At 71.2% G+C, this 16,413-nt stretch carries 11 protein-coding genes; 8 read left to right on the top strand and 3 right to left on the bottom strand.

What is annotated here, in order from left to right; translation table 11 throughout:
- Window positions 1-58: 58 nt before the first annotated feature.
- Complete coding sequence (locus OG595_RS15500) at window positions 59-388, bottom strand: WhiB family transcriptional regulator (protein ID WP_105972818.1); 330 nt, start codon at window positions 386-388, stop codon at window positions 59-61.
- 402 nt (window positions 389-790) lie between these two features.
- Here OG595_RS15500 and OG595_RS15495 point away from each other — a divergent pair, with 402 nt between their 5' ends.
- The 4 genes from OG595_RS15495 to OG595_RS15480 all read left to right on the top strand — a co-directional run bounded on the left by OG595_RS15495 (window position 791) and on the right by OG595_RS15480 (window position 5,192).
- Window positions 791-1,402: a response regulator transcription factor gene (locus OG595_RS15495; RefSeq protein WP_003948568.1), complete on the top strand. Its 612-nt coding sequence runs from the start codon at window positions 791-793 to the stop codon at window positions 1,400-1,402.
- Between the two features lie 256 nt (window positions 1,403-1,658).
- Window positions 1,659-2,246, top strand: coding sequence for a sigma-70 family RNA polymerase sigma factor (locus OG595_RS15490; protein WP_105972817.1), 588 nt, complete (start codon window positions 1,659-1,661; stop codon window positions 2,244-2,246).
- 202 nt (window positions 2,247-2,448) lie between these two features.
- A complete protein-coding gene (gene guaB / locus OG595_RS15485) occupies window positions 2,449-3,951 on the top strand; it encodes an IMP dehydrogenase (protein ID WP_329272382.1) in 1,503 nt (500 codons plus the stop codon).
- A gap of 116 nt (window positions 3,952-4,067) precedes the next feature.
- Complete coding sequence (locus OG595_RS15480; protein WP_329272380.1) at window positions 4,068-5,192, top strand: GuaB3 family IMP dehydrogenase-related protein; 1,125 nt, start codon at window positions 4,068-4,070, stop codon at window positions 5,190-5,192.
- Between the two features lie 567 nt (window positions 5,193-5,759).
- On the opposite strand, the gene OG595_RS15475 is transcribed toward OG595_RS15480, so the two are convergent.
- Window positions 5,760-6,968 (bottom strand): nucleotide sugar dehydrogenase, encoded by a 1,209-nt coding sequence (locus tag OG595_RS15475; protein WP_329272378.1) that lies wholly within the window; start codon window positions 6,966-6,968, stop codon window positions 5,760-5,762.
- A gap of 295 nt (window positions 6,969-7,263) precedes the next feature.
- Between OG595_RS15475 and OG595_RS15470 the strand changes: the two genes are divergently transcribed.
- Entirely contained in the window at window positions 7,264-8,970 is a 1,707-nt protein-coding gene (locus tag OG595_RS15470; RefSeq protein ID WP_329272376.1) for a glycerol-3-phosphate dehydrogenase/oxidase, read from the top strand.
- 132 nt (window positions 8,971-9,102) lie between these two features.
- Here the strand turns inward: OG595_RS15470 and OG595_RS15465 are convergent, their stop codons facing one another.
- The gene (locus OG595_RS15465; RefSeq protein ID WP_329272374.1) at window positions 9,103-9,234 is read right to left on the bottom strand and encodes a hypothetical protein; all 132 of its coding nucleotides are present in this window, start codon (window positions 9,232-9,234) and stop codon (window positions 9,103-9,105) included.
- 114 nt (window positions 9,235-9,348) lie between these two features.
- On the opposite strand from OG595_RS15465, the gene OG595_RS15460 reads away from it, so the two are divergent.
- The 3 genes from OG595_RS15460 to OG595_RS15450 all read left to right on the top strand — a co-directional run bounded on the left by OG595_RS15460 (window position 9,349) and on the right by OG595_RS15450 (window position 16,385).
- Window positions 9,349-11,550, top strand: coding sequence for a serine/threonine-protein kinase (locus tag OG595_RS15460; protein ID WP_329282905.1), 2,202 nt, complete (start codon window positions 9,349-9,351; stop codon window positions 11,548-11,550).
- 152 nt (window positions 11,551-11,702) lie between these two features.
- Window positions 11,703-14,609 (top strand): protein kinase domain-containing protein, encoded by a 2,907-nt coding sequence (locus OG595_RS15455; protein WP_329272372.1) that lies wholly within the window; start codon window positions 11,703-11,705, stop codon window positions 14,607-14,609.
- Between the two features lie 129 nt (window positions 14,610-14,738).
- Complete coding sequence (locus tag OG595_RS15450; RefSeq protein ID WP_329282904.1) at window positions 14,739-16,385, top strand: serine/threonine-protein kinase; 1,647 nt, start codon at window positions 14,739-14,741, stop codon at window positions 16,383-16,385.
- Window positions 16,386-16,413: the final 28 nt, after the last annotated feature.

Below are 16,413 nucleotides of genomic sequence, written 5' to 3'. Positions count from 1 at the left end.
CGCGCGCCCGGGCCCAGGGCCGGCCCGCGGCGGGCCCGGCTTTGGAAGAAACGTTCCTTCAATTGTTCGAACCGAGGTCGCCGCCACCGGCCGACGCCGACACCAGCCGGTTGCGTGCCCGCCCCATCAGCTCTTCGCGTTCGTCCTCGGTCAGCCCGCCCCACACGCCGTAGGGCTCACGCACCGCCAGTGCGTGCGCCGCGCACTGCGCGCGGACCGGGCATCTCATGCAGACCTCCTTGGCCGAGTTCTCGCGAGCGCTCCGTGCCGCACCGCGCTCTCCCTCCGGGTGGAAGAAGAGCGAGCTGTCGACCCCGCGGCAGGCCGCGAGGAGCTGCCAGTCCCAGAGGTCCGCGTTCGGACCGGGAAGGCGGGAGAAATCTGCCATTGCGTGTCCCCTTGTTGCCGTTCTGGGCTGACTTGGTGCCCCTGACCGTATAACTACGATCTAAGGAGATGAAAATATGACTCATTGTGAATCTAGCCTTAGACACCAATAAAAGGGAAGAAAAACGGCTAAATGGGGCATAGGTTGTGTTGAAACGTTGAGGGTCTGTTGAGCATGTCTGCACCGTGTGCGTGCCCTCACGTAGAGTGCCGAAGACGACACACGGCCCCGTAACTCTTTCGAGTGACCATCGTTGAGAGTGCGAGGCGGTTGGAGGGACAAGCGCTCGAACGGGCGGCAGTACCCACTGCCGGGAAATTCGGTCGAGCGTCAACCGCACAGGTGACGATAAGTACCAGCCTGGAGGCTCAAGGTGACGCGCATCAGCTGCGGAGGGCGGCCATGACATCCGTCCTCGTCTGCGACGACTCCCCGCTTGCCCGAGAGGCGCTCCGCCGCGCGGTCGCGACCGTGCCCGGTGTCGAGCGCGTGACCACGGCGGCCAACGGCGAGGAAGTTCTCCGCCGCTGGGGTGCCGACCGTTCGGACCTCATTCTGATGGACGTACGCATGCCCGGTCTGGGCGGCGTCGAGACGGTCCGGCGGCTGCTGTCCGCCGACCCCGGAGCACGCATCATCATGCTCACCGTCGCCGAGGACCTGGACGGCGTGGCGCTCGCCGTCGCCGCCGGTGCCCGCGGCTATCTGCACAAGGACGCCTCGCGCGCCGAACTGCGGGCCACGGTGACGCAGGCGCTGGCCGACCCGACCTGGCGGCTCGCGCCGCGCCGGCTGCGCTCGGCCGAGATGGGCGCCGCGCCCACGCTCACCGCGCGCGAGATCCAGGTCCTGGAAGGCATGAGCCACGGCCGGTCCAACGCGGAGATCGGACGCGAACTGTTCCTCTCCGAGGACACCGTGAAAACGCACGCCAGGCGCCTGTTCAAGAAGCTCGGCGCCTCGGACCGCGCGCACGCGGTGGCGCTCGGTTTCCGGTGGGGTCTGGTCCGTTAGGTGGACCTCGCCGGGGGTGGAGAAGTCCCCGCCTGCCGCAAGGTGGGCGGGGGTCGCAGAACGGCCCGCCGGATGCCCGCTGCTCGTTTCGGCGCGGATGCCGCATCCTTGAGGTGTGGAGTTCCTCGGGGACAAGTCGGTCGAGCGGAAGGGGAGGGCGCAGGAGATGAGTTCCGGCGCACCTGCTCATAACGCTTCGGTGCACAACAACGGACGCGGTGCCACGGAGAGAGCGACGCCAAGGCACCATGGTCCGATGCGTGACGACGAGGCGGCTTATGCCCATGGGGTGATTGGTGGTCTCGTCCACCGCGCCGTCGACGGGGACGAGCAGGCGACGCACGACCTGCTCGCCCATGTGCACCCCCTCGCGCTGCGCTACTGCCGCACCCGGCTGTCCCGACTGCCGGGCGACGCGCGGCACTTCGTGGAGGACCTGGCGCAGGAGGTCTGCGTCGCCGTACTCCTCGCCCTGCCGCGCTACCGCGACACCGGACGCCCGTTCGAGGCGTTCGTCTTCGCGATCGCCGCGCACAAGGTCGCCGACCTCCAGCGTGCCGCGATGCGCCACCCGGGCTCGACGGCGGTCCCCTCCGACGAGATGCCGGAACGCCCCGACGACTCCCTGGGCCCGGAGGAACGCGCCCTCCTCAGCAGCGACGCCGAATGGGCCAAGAAACTCATGGCCAACCTCCCCGAGAACCAGCGCGAACTGCTTCTGCTGCGCATCGCGGTGGGCCTCACGGCGGAGGAGACGGGTCAGATGTTGGGAATGTCACCCGGCGCGGTGCGAGTGGCCCAGCACCGTGCGTTGAGCCGGCTCCGGGCTCTGGCGGAACAGTAGGAACCCGCAGTGACGGGCCCCCTTTTCCCGGCCCTGGGTGAACGGCCGACGCACCGACTCCGTACGAACAGACGACTCCGTACGAACAGACGACTCCGTACGAACATACGAAGCCCCGGGGCAGCTCGCACCGTGGAATTCGGGACCCGTGCTTCCCGTTAGCATGGACATCCGCACCGATCAAGGCTTTGGGGAAGGTGTCATGACTGCGAACGTCGACGGAGTGCCCGCCAAATTCGCGACACTCGGGCTGACCTACGACGACGTGCTGCTGCTGCCGGGCGCATCGGAAGTGCTGCCCAACGCTGTCGACACCTCGTCCCGCATCTCCCGCAACGTCCGCGTCAACATCCCGCTGCTCTCCGCGGCGATGGACAAGGTGACCGAGTCGCGCATGGCGATCGCCATGGCCCGGCAGGGCGGCGTCGGCGTACTGCACCGCAACCTGTCCATCGAGGACCAGGTCAACCAGGTCGACCTCGTGAAGCGTTCCGAGTCCGGCATGGTCACCGACCCGATCACGGTGAACCCGGACGCGACGCTCGGCGAGGCCGACGCGCTCTGTGCCAAGTTCCGCATCAGCGGCGTCCCGGTGACGGACGGCAACGGCAAGCTCCTGGGCATCGTCACCAACCGCGACATGGCCTTCGAGACCGACCGCTCGCGTCAGGTCCGTGAGGTCATGACGCCGATGCCGCTGGTCACGGGCAGGGTCGGTATCTCCGGGACCGATGCCATGGAGCTGCTGCGCCGCCACAAGATCGAGAAGCTTCCCCTGGTCGACGAATCCGGTCTCCTCAAGGGCCTGATCACGGTCAAGGACTTCGTGAAGGCCGAGAAGTACCCGAGTGCCGCCAAGGACTCCGAGGGCCGGCTGCTGGTCGGCGCGGCCGTCGGTGCCAGCCCCGAGGCACTGGAGCGCGCCCAGGGCCTCGCCGAGGCGGGCGTGGACTTCCTGGTCGTCGACACCTCGCACGGGCACAACAGCAACGCCCTGAGCTGGATGTCGAAGATCAAGTCGAGCGTCCACGTCGACGTGATCGGCGGCAACGTGGCCACGCGTGACGGCGCCCAGGCCCTGATCGACGCGGGCGTCGACGGCATCAAGGTGGGCGTCGGCCCCGGCTCCATCTGCACCACCCGCGTGGTCGCCGGCATCGGCGTACCGCAGGTCACGGCCATCTACGAGGCTGCCCTCGCGGCGCGCGTCGCCGGTATCCCGGTGATCGGCGACGGTGGCCTGCAGTACTCCGGCGACATCGGCAAGGCGCTCGCCGCCGGTGCCGACTCCGTGATGCTGGGCAGCCTGCTGGCCGGCTGCGAGGAGTCCCCGGGCGAGCTGCAGTTCATCAACGGCAAGCAGTTCAAGTCGTACCGGGGCATGGGCTCGCTGGGCGCCATGCAGTCGCGCGGCCAGGCGAAGTCGTACTCGAAGGACCGCTACTTCCAGGCCGACGTCGGTTCCGACGACAAGCTCGTCCCCGAGGGCATCGAGGGTCAGGTGCCCTACCGGGGTCCGCTGGCCAACGTCCTGCACCAGCTCGTCGGCGGTCTGCGCCAGACGATGGGGTACGTGGGCGCGGCCACCGTCGGTGAGATGGAGACCAAGGGCCGTTTCGTCCGCATCACGTCGGCGGGTCTCAAGGAGAGCCACCCGCACGACATCCAGATGACGGTCGAGGCGCCCAACTACAGCCGCAAGTAGGCGCGAGCAGTAGCCGGACGTGCGCGAGGCGGTCCCGGAGGTACTCCGGGACCGCCTTCGTCGTGCCCGTCGGGGATACTGGGAGGCGCAGAACCAAGGATGGAAAGGCCACACACGTGACTGAGATCGAGATCGGGCGCGGCAAGCGCGGCCGTAGGGCGTACGCCTTCGACGACATCGCCGTCGTCCCCAGCCGTCGTACGCGCGACCCGAAGGAGGTCTCGATCGCCTGGCAGATCGACGCCTACCGCTTCGAGCTGCCCTTCCTGGCGGCCCCCATGGACTCGGTCGTCTCCCCGGCCACCGCGATCCGCATCGGCGAGCTGGGCGGCCTCGGCGTCCTGAACCTCGAAGGCCTCTGGACGCGGTACGAGGACCCGCAGCCCCTGCTCGACGAGATCGCCGACCTGGACGCGGACACCGCGACCCGCCGCCTCCAGGAGATCTACGCTGCCCCCATCAAGGAGGAGCTGATCGGCGCGCGCATCAAGGAGGTGCGCGACTCGGGCGTGGTCACCGCGGCGGCGCTCTCCCCGCAGCGCACGGCCCAGTTCTCCAAGGCCGTCGTCGACGCGGGCGTGGACATCTTCGTCATCCGCGGTACGACGGTCTCCGCGGAGCACGTCTCCGGCGCCGCCGAACCGCTGAACCTGAAGCAGTTCATCTACGAGCTGGACGTCCCGGTGATCGTCGGCGGCTGCGCCACGTACACCGCGGCCCTGCACCTGATGCGCACCGGCGCGGCCGGCGTGCTCGTCGGCTTCGGCGGCGGCGCCGCGCACACCACGCGCAACGTGCTGGGCATCCGGGTCCCGATGGCCACCTCGGTCGCCGACGTGGCCGCCGCCCGCCGCGACTACATGGACGAGTCCGGCGGCCGGTACGTGCACGTGATCGCCGACGGCGGTGTCGGCTGGTCCGGCGACCTCCCCAAGGCGATCGCCTGCGGAGCCGACGCCGTGATGATGGGCTCCCCGCTGGCCCGCGCCACCGACGCGCCCGGCAAGGGCCACCACTGGGGCATGGAGGCCGTCAACGAGGAACTGCCGCGCGGCAAGAAGGTCGACCTCGGCACGGTCGGCACGATCGAGGAGGTCCTCATGGGCCCCTCGCACATCCCCGACGGGTCGATGAACTTCTTCGGCGCCCTGCGCCGCGCGATGGCCACCACCGGCTACAGCGACCTCAAGGAGTTCCAGCGGGTCGAGGTGACGGTGGCGGACTCGACGCATATGCGTTGATGTGAGATGACGCTGCGCTTGGCTTGAGCGAGGTCGAAGGGGCCCGGTTACCCGTGTGGTGACCGGGCCCCTTCGTGTGTACAAGTGGCGCTGGTGGGGCGCGTTTTGCGGGTGGGGGCGCACGGTTGCGTTCGGGGCGAATGCGTGCCGAAGGGGTGCGTCGGGGCGATAACGTCTGTTCCGGCGACCCCAAGTTCTCTGGGGCGCCCCCTTCCAAGGATGACGATCCGGACCCCGGCCCTCGGGGCCCGGCCCGAACTCCAATGGACCGTCCACCGGGCTGACTGGGCGGCGTCATGGAAGGGGGCGCACCCATGGGGCGTCACCGCAAGCCCACCCGCTGGGACCGGATCCGTCTTCGGGCGGTCAAGTTCCGGAGGAGGTGCATCTTGTGGACCTACGGATGGTGAGCGGCCGCCCCTATAAGAACTAGGGGCGGACACCCGTGAACCATCCAGGAGCCTGCCGCAGTAGCCGCTGCGGTGGGCTCCACCTGTTTCCACGGTACCGGCGCGGGGAGCCGCTTGCCACCGTCCCTGGAGCCCGCCGTGCCCCACGCGCCCCCGTTCACAACCGATGCGCCGCCCCCGTAGGCGTGGCCCCCCGTGTGTCCAGCAGTAGCTGAGCCTTCACCGACAGGCCCTGGAGGTCGTACGTGCGGTGCTGCTGGAGCAGGATCGTCAGGTCGGCGTCGGCCGCCGCCTCGTAGAGGGAGTCCGCGCGCGGGAGGGGGCGGTCCAGGACGCTCCAGGACGGGACGTGGGGGTCGTGGTAGCTGACGGAGGCGCCCAGTTCCATCAGGCGGATCGCGATCTCCTGGGCGGGGGAGCCCTGTTGGTCGGCGAGGTCGGGCTTGTAGGTGACGCCCAGGAGCAGTACGCGGGCGCCCCGGGCCGACTTGCCGTGCTCGTTGAGGAGCGTGGCCGCGCGCTGGATGACGTACTGGGGCATGTGGTTGTTGACCTGTTGGGCGAGTTCCACCATGCGCAGGGTGCGGCCGGTGTGGCCCCGCAGGTCCTGGGGGGTGGCGTGGCCGCCGACGCCGGGGCCCGGACGGAAGGCCTGGAAGCCGAACGGCTTGGTCTCGGCGCAGCGGATGACGTCCCACAGGTCGACGCCGAGGTCGTGGCAGAGGACGGCCATCTCGTTGACGAGGGCGATGTTGACGTGTCGGAAGTTGTTCTCCAGGAGTTGCACGGTTTCCGCTTCCCGGGGTCCACGCGCGCGTACCACCTTGTCGGTGAGCCGGCCGTAGAAGGCGGCGGCCGACTCGGTGCAGGCGGGGGTGAGGCCGCCGATGACCTTGGGGGTGTTGGCGGGGGTGAAGTCGCGGTTGCCGGGGTCGACACGGCTGGGGGAGTAGGCGAGGTGGAAGTCGCGGCCCGCCCGCAGCCCGGAACCCTCTTCGAGGAGGGGGCGCAGGAACTCCTCCGTCGTGCCCGGCTGCACGGGCGACTCCAGGATGACGGTGGTGTGCGGACGCAGGCGGGCGGCCAGGGTGCGGGCCGCCGCCTCCACCTGACCGAGGTCGAGTGCGCCGTCGGCGCCGCGCGGGGTGGGGGCGCAGATGACGGCGGTGCGTACGCGGCCGAGCTCGGCGGGGCCGGCGGCTGTCCGGAAGCCCCCCGAGAGCATCCGGCGCAGTTCGGCGGCCGTCAGGGAACCGGCCTCCGGGCCGGTCTTGTACCCGAGGGTGGGGATGCCGGCGGCGACGGCGGCCTGGGCCAGCGGCAGGCCGAGATGTCCGAGTCCGATGACGGCGAGATCTGCGGGCATGCGTGGGCCGTCCTTCCCAGTAGCCGAAGCGGGACAGGTGCGCAAGCCCTGTGGACAGAACGAGCGGGCGCAATGTCAGACTAGGAGTAAATATGACCGATATGCGTGATTGGGTGGGCGAGTTTCCACAGGTGTTTCTGTGTGGGTTGTCCACAGGCTGGGGGCGGGTGGTGGCCGAAGCCGGGCAACCCGGTCAGAATTCGGGCAGGGGATTCGGGCAGGCGTAGCCGTACGGCGGGACACAGTCAGCCGGCCGTACGGAAGCGGCCGGCGTGACCGACAGCAGGAGGCAGCGATGAGGACAGCGGCACTGGGACCGGCGCAGCGTGCCGAGTCACTGGCAGCAATGGCCGAGCGTGAGCTGGACGTGCTGGTGGTGGGCGCGGGCGTGGTCGGTGCGGGCACCGCGCTCGACTCCGTGACCCGCGGCCTGTCCACAGGTCTGGTGGAGGCCCGTGACTGGGCGTCGGGCACGTCGAGCAGGTCCAGCAAGCTCATCCACGGCGGCCTGCGCTATCTCGAGATGCTCGACTTCGCCCTCGTACGGGAGGCGTTGAAGGAGCGCGGACTGCTGCTGGAGCGGCTCGCACCGCACCTGGTGAAGCCGGTGGCGTTCCTGTATCCCCTTCAGCACCAGGGCTGGGAACGGCTGTACGCCGGTGCGGGCGTCGCGCTCTACGACGCCATGTCGATGGCCCGCGGGCATGGGCGGGGTCTGCCGGGGCACCGCCACCTGAGCCGCCGTCACGCCCTGCGTGTCGCGCCCGCCCTGAAGAAGGACTCCCTGGTCGGAGCGTTGCAGTACTACGACGCGCAGATGGACGACGCCCGCTTTGTGGCCACCCTGGTGCGCACGGCGGCGGCGTACGGCGCGAAGGTCGCCAACCGCGCGCGGGTGACCGGCTTCCTGCGTGAGGGTGAGCGGGTCGTGGGCGCCCGGGTGCGGGATGTCGAGGGCGGCGGGGAGTACGAGATCCGCGCCCGCCAGATCGTCAACGCCACCGGGGTGTGGACCGACGACACTCAGGGGATGGTCGGCGAGCGCGGCCAGTTCCACGTCCGGGCGTCCAAGGGCATCCATCTGGTCGTCCCCAAGGACCGGATCCACTCGACGACCGGGCTGATCCTGCGCACCGAGAAGTCCGTGCTGTTCGTGATCCCGTGGGGCCGGCACTGGATCGTCGGGACGACGGACACCGACTGGGACCTCGACAAGGCCCACCCGGCGGCCTCCAGCGCCGATATCGACTATCTGCTGGAGCGCGTGAACTCGGTGCTCGCGGTGCCGCTGACGAGGGACGACGTCCAGGGCGTGTACGCGGGCCTGCGGCCTCTGCTCGCCGGTGAGTCCGACGCGACCAGCAAGCTGTCGCGCGAGCACACCGTGGCGCATCCGGTGCCGGGCCTGGTGGTCGTGGCGGGCGGCAAGTACACGACGTACCGGGTGATGGCGAAGGACGCGGTCGACGCGGCGGTGCACGGGCTCGACCAACGGGTCGCCGAGTGCGTCACGGAGGACGTGCCGCTGCTGGGCGCCGAGGGCTACCGCGCGCTGTGGAACGCCCGGGCGCGGACGGCCGCGCGCACCGGCCTCCATGTGGTGCGCGTGGAGCACCTGCTGAACCGGTACGGCTCACTGGCCCAGGAGGTCCTCGACCTGATCGCCGCCGACTCCTCGCTCGGCGAGCCGTTGCAGTCGGCGGAGGACTATCTGCGGGCGGAGGTCGTCTACGCGGCCTCGCACGAGGGGGCGCGGCACCTGGACGACGTGCTGACGCGGCGGACCCGGATCTCCATCGAGACGTTCGACCGGGGGACACGCAGTTCCCGGGAGGCCGCGGAGCTGATGGCGCCCGTCCTCGGCTGGGACAAGGACCAGATCGAGCGTGAGGTCGAGCACTACGACAAGCGGGTGGAGGCGGAGCGCGAGTCGCAGCGGCAGCCCGACGACCTGACGGCGGACGCCGCGCGGCTGGGTGCGCCGGACATCGTGCCGCTCTGACGCCTCCGCAACTTCCGGTCACCCAGGGCGGGTTTCGGACTTCCGGGGGCCTCCTGGCCTTTTCTCTCGAACTCCCGATCGTCACTCGAACGAGTGTCGTGAGCTGGGATCTTTGCCCGGCAGCCGTCCGTTCTACGGGGTGCGGGGGCAGAACTCGGCGGCGAGCCGGGCCGGTTCGAGGCCGGGGCCCGCGCTCGCGTCCGCGTTCAACCGGGAGGGGGGAAGACAGTGACAGCAGGTGAGACGGCGGATCGCTCGCTTCACGCGGTCCCCCTTCTCGCGGGCCGCCGTCCGTCCCCAGGGGCACCCGGGGCATCGGCCGGTTGTCGGGTGAGGGACAATGGAGGCTCTGTCAGGGCGGGTTGCATGAGGGGACGCATGTCGGAGGCGGAGCGGGCGGGAGCATCCCGTGAGGACAGGAGTGAGCGTCTCCTCGCCGGGCGGTACCGGCTGGGAGGAGTCCTCGGCCGCGGCGGCATGGGCACCGTCTGGCGGGCGGAGGACGAGACCCTCGGCCGGACGGTCGCCGTCAAGGAGCTGCGGTTTCCGGGGAGCATCGACGAGGAGGAGAAGCGGCGCCTGATCACGCGGACGCTGCGCGAGGCCAAGGCGATCGCGCGGATCCGCAACAACAGCGCCGTGACCGTCTTCGACGTGGTCGAGGAGGACGACCGCCCGTGGATCGTGATGGAACTCGTCGAGGGCAAGTCGCTCGCCGAGGTCATCCGTGAGGACGGGCTGCTGGAGCCGCGCCGCGCCGCCGAGGTGGGCCTCGCGATTCTCGACGTGCTCAGGGCCGCGCACCGCGAGGGCATCCTGCACCGCGACGTGAAGCCGTCGAACGTGCTGATGTCCGAGGACGGCCGGGTCGTCCTCACCGACTTCGGTATCGCGCAGGTGGAGGGCGACCCGTCGATCACCTCGACCGGCATGCTCGTCGGCGCTCCCTCCTACATTTCGCCGGAGCGGGCCCGAGGCCACAAGCCCGGCCCGGCTGCCGACCTCTGGTCGCTCGGCGGTTTGTTGTACGCGTCGGTCGAGGGTGTGCCGCCCTACGACAAGGGTTCCGCGATCGCGACGCTGACCGCCGTGATGACGGAGCAGATGGAGGAGCCGAAGAACGCGGGTCCGCTGAAGGACGTGATCTACGGGCTGCTGACCAAGGATCCCGCCAAGCGGCTCGACGACGCCGGTGCGCGCACGATGCTCAACGCGGTGATCCACGCGCCCCAGCGCGAGCAGGCCGAGCCGGAGCCGGTGGACACGACGAAGGTCGTGCCGTTGCCGCCCGTCCCCGGCAGGAACAAGCGGGCGGACAAGGGCGCGGAGAGCGGCAGTTCGGCCGACACCGGCTCCGGGGGCAAGCGGGCTGAGGACGCCGGCGAGCGGTTCCGGGGGGCGTTCCGCTCGGTGAAGAAGGCGGCCGTCGCGGCTGGTGCCGGGGCGGGGGCGGTGGTGCGGACGAAGTCCGCCGACTCCGCTGCGGCTGCCGGTGCTTCCGCGGGCGGAGGAGCGGCCGGGGCCGGAGCGGGTGCGGGTGCCACGGCCTCCGAGACCGCGGTCTCCGGGAGTGTGGCTTCCTCCGGCGCGGGTTCCTCCGGTGCGCTGGACGAGGCTGCGAAGAGCGACGGTGCGAGGGAATCCGGGAAGTCGGCCGGAGGCGCTGCTCAGGGGGCCGTTGTTCCCCGCGCGCGGGACGGTCAGGGCCGGGACAGCGGTGCTCAGGCGGGTAACCCCGTTACCGGCGGGCGGAGTTCGGGGTGGCCTGTGGTGCCGCCGCCCGATCTGCCGCCCCGGTCCGTGCCCAGGGCGCCGCTCACCGATGTGGTGCCGAGGCGCACGCTGGTGATCATCGGTGTGGTCGTCGCGGTCATCGTGCTCGGCGTGGTGCTGGCCCTCGTGCTCGGGGGCGACGACTCCACGGACAGTTCCGCCGGCGGGGCGAAGAGCGGCGGGGACAAGGTGACGTCCACGTCCTCCGCCTCCGCCGAGACCAAGGAGGACAAGGACGAGGGCACCCGTGTGGACGGCGGGCAGAGCGCCGACGCCACGAAGAGCGCGGAGGCGGGCACCGGCTCGGGCGCGGGAACCGATCCGGGAAACTCGCCCAGTGCGTCGGCGAGCGCGTCGGGTGGGTCGGGTGGGTCCACGGGTGTGTCCACGCACACGAACGAGCAGGGGTTCTCCATCGGACTGCCCGCCGGGTGGAAGTACGAGTCCACGGGAGCCGCGGGGGCCCGTTTCGCGGGGCCCGACGGGCAGAAGCTGCTCGTCGGGTGGACCACCACGCCCAAGAGCGATCCCGTGGCCGACTGGAAGAACCAAGAGCAGTACATGACGCGCTCGCAGTACGACCGGATCCGAATAGCGAAGGTGGACTACCGCGGCTGGAACACGGCCGACTGGGAGTTCACCTACACGGAGGGCGGGACGAAGTACCGGTCGGTGGACCGGGGGTTCGTCGTCACCGAACAACTCGGATATGGGCTGATGTACACGGCGAAAGCGTCCAATTGGGGCAGTGAGCTGCGCAAGGAGACATGGCGGACCTTCGCGGAGACGTTCGAACCGAAATCGTGATGCCCGCGCTTCCGAGTTGAGGCCGTGAGATCTCGAATCCCCTCTTTGCAGGTTGCCTCCGGCACGTATCGTGAGTGGTTGCGGACCGTACGCATGCAGAACGGGACGTATGGCGAACGGAATTGAGCAGCCGGACGGTCGGGGGAGGCATCGTGGAGGAATATGCGGGGCGGGTACTCGCCGACCGCTACCGCCTGCCGCTGCCGCCGACCGATGAGTTCGAACAGTCCGAGACCCGGGCCTTCGACACGTACAGCGGGCAGGAAGTCCTGGTCAGGCAGGTGCCGTTGCCCGAGGTCGTCGAGGCCGAGGTGCTCGACGCGGACGGTCTGCCGGACGGTTTCGTGGCGCGGGAGGGGCGCCGGACGCGAGGTGCTGCCACCCGGTCCGCGGCAACCCGCCGACCCAGCGATCCGACCGTACGGCGTGCCATAGAGGCCGCGCAGGCCGCCGCGTCCATCCCCGACCACCCACGGCTCGACCAGGTCTTCGACGTGTTCGCGCAGGGCGGCTCACTGTGGATAGTGAGTGAACTGGTGCCGGCCAGGTCACTTGAGTCGCTCCTCGCCGAGAAGCCGCTGACGCCGTACCGCGCGGCCGAGGTCGCCGCCGACGTCCTCATGGCCCTGCGGGTGCTGCACGCCCACGGCTGGGTGCACCGCAACATCACCGAGCGCACGGTGCTCGTCTGCGACGACGGGCGCGTGATGCTCACCGGGCTGGCGGCCGGGGCGGCGGAAGAGGCGCTGTGCGGGTACGACCCGGTACCCGGCCGGGACACACCGGGATCGGCCGGGGCCCCGGAGGACGCGCAGCCCACGGGGGGCGCGAGCACGGCGGTCGGCGCCCAGAGGGCCGGTGCCGGTGCGGGGGCTCCCGGTGGGGGGTACGGGGTTGCCGGGGGGACGTTCGCCGGGGATCCCGAGGCTGCCCGGCGTGCCGCCATCGAGGCGCGGACCGGTGCGGGTTCGGCGGGCGGGCGTGGCGGGGGCGGTGGGTACGGGCAGCCGCCGGCCTCGTCGGCAGATGTGCCGGGCGTGGTGCGGCCCCAGGGTTTGACCGGCGGTGGTGGTGGCGGTGCGGGGCATCCCGGTGGGGGTTACGGGCCTGCCGGGGGCACGTTTGCCGGGGATTCCGGAGGGGATCCCGAGGCTGCGCGGCGTGCCGCCATCGAGGCGCGGACCGGTGGAGGGGTGCCCGGGACCGGGGTCGAGCGGCGTGACTCGGGTTCCGCCGGCGGTGAACGGCGGGCGTTGGAGACCGGTGGGGACATTAGGGCGGCGCGGGCCGGGGCGATCGCCGCGTATCGGGCGGGAGCGCGGGCCGCGGCCCGGGTTCAGGAGGCCGGGCAGAGCGGGCGTACCGCCCTGCCCGGCGCCCGGCCTTCGGCCGGGGCGCCCGGTGACACCGGTGGCGGCGCCTACGGCACCGGCGTGGAGAGGGGTCCGGCCACTCCGCCTCCTGGGCAGATCGCCGACCCCTACGGCGTGCGCAGCACGACCGCCTGGAACGGCGCCGCCGCCCCCGCGACCGGGGTTGCCGGACAGGCGGCACGCACCGCTCTGTCCGCCGGAGGGAGCGGTGCCGCGACGGGCGGGGTGGCCGACAGCATTCCTCAGCAGCAGCACCACCAGCAGCCCCGCCCGCTCACCCATGGTCACGCCCACACCCACCCCCACGCCCAGGACCAGCCGCCGCCGGCCGACCGTGTTCCCGGCCGGGCCTCGGGCTGGGACGAGATGGCCGTCGCCGATGCCCCCAGGCGTGGGCCCGCCACCGCGCTGGCCGCCGAGCGGGCGCGGCAGGCCCGGATGTCCGTCGTCGGGGCGGTGACCGAGCGCTGGGCACCCGAACAGGCCGGGCCCGTGCACGAGAACTGGCAGCTGGCCCCGCCCATCGGTCCCGCGACCGACCTGTGGGCGCTCGGCGCGCTGCTCTTCAGGGCCGTACAGGGGCATGCGCCCTACCCCGAGGAGTCGACGGCCGAGCTGGTGCAGCTGGTGTGTGCCGAGCCGCCCGCCTTCGCGGAGGAGTGCGGGCCGCTGAGGCCCGTCGTGGAGTCGCTGCTGCGCCAGGACCCCACCGAGCGCCTCGACTTCGAGGAGCTGAACGGCTGGCTGCGCTCCCTGGTCCGGTCGGCGCCCGAGCCGGAGGCCGGTGCGCACGTCGTCGCCGCGCCGCCCACCGATCCGCGCCGGCTGCCGATCGTGCGGCGCCGGGGCGAGCTGGTGCGCAGGCGCCGGGCAGGTCTGCCCGCGAACAGTCCGCACGGCCGGCACAAGCGGGCCAGGCAGGAACAGCGGGCGCCGCGCAGACTGGGCCGCAACCTGCTCCTCCTGATACTGCTCGTACTGGCCGCGGCGATCGCGTACGCCCTGTACTTCATGCCGAAGGCCGGCAGCGACGGAGCGCAGGACGGGGAGCGGACCGGTTCCGCAGGCGAGGTGAGCTCGGCGCCGCAGCAGTCGGCCGACACCCCGGACGCGAGCAGCGAACCGCGGCCCGAGCAGACCTCGCCCGGCGACGGGAAGGGCAACAGCGCCTCCCCGTCGGCCGGTTCGTCCGCGTCTGCGTCCGAGACGGCGCCGGACGCCGGGCCCGATGCCGCAGCCGGCTTCACCGTGCGTACCGACCCCGCGGGCTTCCGCGTCGCCGTGGCCAACGGCTGGGACCGGACGGGCAAGAACGGACGCGGCCAAGTCGTGTACTCGCACGGCGCGTTCCAGCTCATCGTCGTACCGGGCCGGGACACCACCAAGGAGTACGGCGCCGATCCGATGGCCTACCAGCGGGAGCGGGAGTACGAGTTGCAGCCGTTCCGCGACTCGACCTGGGCCACGTCCAGCGGGATGCGGACCATCGAGGTGGGCGGACGGACCATGGCCGAGGGACAGTTCACCTGGCAGAGCAGCTCCGGCAGTGAGGTGTTCGTACGCAATCTCGCGATAGTCGTCGACGGCCGGTACCACGTGGTTCAGGTGCGCGGGCCGGAGGCCGAGCGGGACGAGGTGACCCGGCTGTACGAGCAGGCGGCGGCGACCTATCAGCCCACCGGCTGACCTTGAGGTCCTGCCGGACGGGCAGAACCGTCACAGTGCTGTCCCCGTAGGGCCCCCTGCGGTTCCCTCCGGCGAGAGGGCTCCTTAGTCTTGCCCCTGACAAGACCATTGCGGGGAAACGTGAATCAGATGCAGGGTCAGCTCCTCGCGGGCCGCTACCGGCTCGTCGACGTCATCGGCAGCGGTGGCATGGGGCGGGTGTGGCGTGCGCACGACGAGCTGCTGCACCGTGCCGTCGCCATCAAGGAGTTGACGGCCGCGCTGTACGTGTCCGAGAGCGAGCAGGCCGTCCTGCTCGCCCGTACCCGGGCCGAGGCCCGCGCGGCGGCTCGGATCAACCACTCCGCCGTCGTCACCCTGCACGACGTGCTCGACCACGACGGCCGGCCGTGGATCGTGATGGAACTCGTCGAGGGCAACTCGCTGGCCGACGAGGTCAAGGAGGCCGGACGCGTCGAGCCGCGCGAGGCAGCGAGGGTCGGCCTGTGGGTGCTGCGCGCGCTGACCGCCGCGCACGCCGCCGGGGTCCTGCACCGCGACGTCAAGCCCGGAAACGTCCTTCTCTCCCAGGACGGCCGTGTCCTGCTCACCGACTTCGGCATCGCCCAGGTCGAGGGGGACACGACCATCACCCGTACCGGAGAGATCGTCGGATCGGTCGACTACCTCGCCCCGGAACGGCTGCGCGGCGAGGACCCCGGACCGTCCTCCGACCTGTGGGCGCTCGGCGCCACGCTGTACACGGCCGTCGAGGGCCGGTCCCCGTTCCGCCGCACCTCCCCGCTGACCACCATGCAGGCGGTCGTCGAGGACGAGCCCGCCGAGCCGCGGTACGCCGGTCCGCTCGGGCCCGTCATCACGGCGCTGCTCCTCAAGGATCCCGCCGTACGGCCCGGAGCGGCCGAGGCCGAGCAGATGCTCGCGGAGGCGGCGGAGGGGCGGCGGCCCCGCGCGGCCCAGCAGTTCGTGCCGACGCAGCACGTCGGGTCGGTGCGGGCACCCGCGGAGGGAGAGGTCGGCACCTTCCGGATAGGCGGGGTGACAGCGGCAGCGCCAGCGGCAGTCGGCTCCGCCACGGCGCAGCAGAGCGCCGTCGTCGCTCCTCCCGGCCCGGTCCGGCCGCGCCGCCGGGGTCGCACGGTCGCCCTCGTCGTCCTGCTGGTCGTGCTCGTCGGCGGGGGCGGAGCGTTCGCGCTGCACCAGTGGAATCAGGGGTCGCGGACGGTCGGAACCGCCTCCCAGGCCGCTCCCTCCGCGTCTGCCTCAACCCCTGCGGCTCCCGCTGCCTCGGCCACTCCTCCGGCTGTTGCCCCCTCGGTGCCGAAGGGCTGGGTGCGGGTCGACGATCCGGCCGGTTTCAGCCTTCCGCTGCCCCAGGGATGGACGCGGAAGGAGGCGAACGGGCAGATCGACTACTCGCCCGACGGAGGCGAGCACTTCCTGCGTATCGCCATCGACGAGTCCCCGGACTTCGACGACCCCTACCAGCACCAACTCGATCTGGAACAGCAGCTCAAGCGGCTCAGCGCGTACCAAAGGGTGAGCCTGGGGGCGAACGTCTACCGCGACCGCAAGGGCGCGCTCTGGGACTTCACCTGGACGGCCCTGGCCAAGGACTCGGAGTTCCCGGGGCCGCGGCGGGCCATCGAGCAGGCCTATCTCGGCCGGGACGGAGCCGAGTACGTGATCTACATGTCCGCCCCGGCGGCCGACTGGGCTACCGCGAGCGAGCAGTTCACGGCGGTGCTGCGGGGGTGGCGGCCGAAGTCCGGCTGACCGCGCCCGCTGCCTCACCGGCCTGGTA

Origin of the sequence: Streptomyces sp. NBC_01451, assembly GCF_036227485.1 — a bacterium.
Lineage (GTDB): Bacteria > Actinomycetota > Actinomycetes > Streptomycetales > Streptomycetaceae > Streptomyces.
The sequence above is the reverse complement of the archived record's forward strand: the minus strand, read 5'-3'. Positions and strand labels throughout refer to the sequence as shown.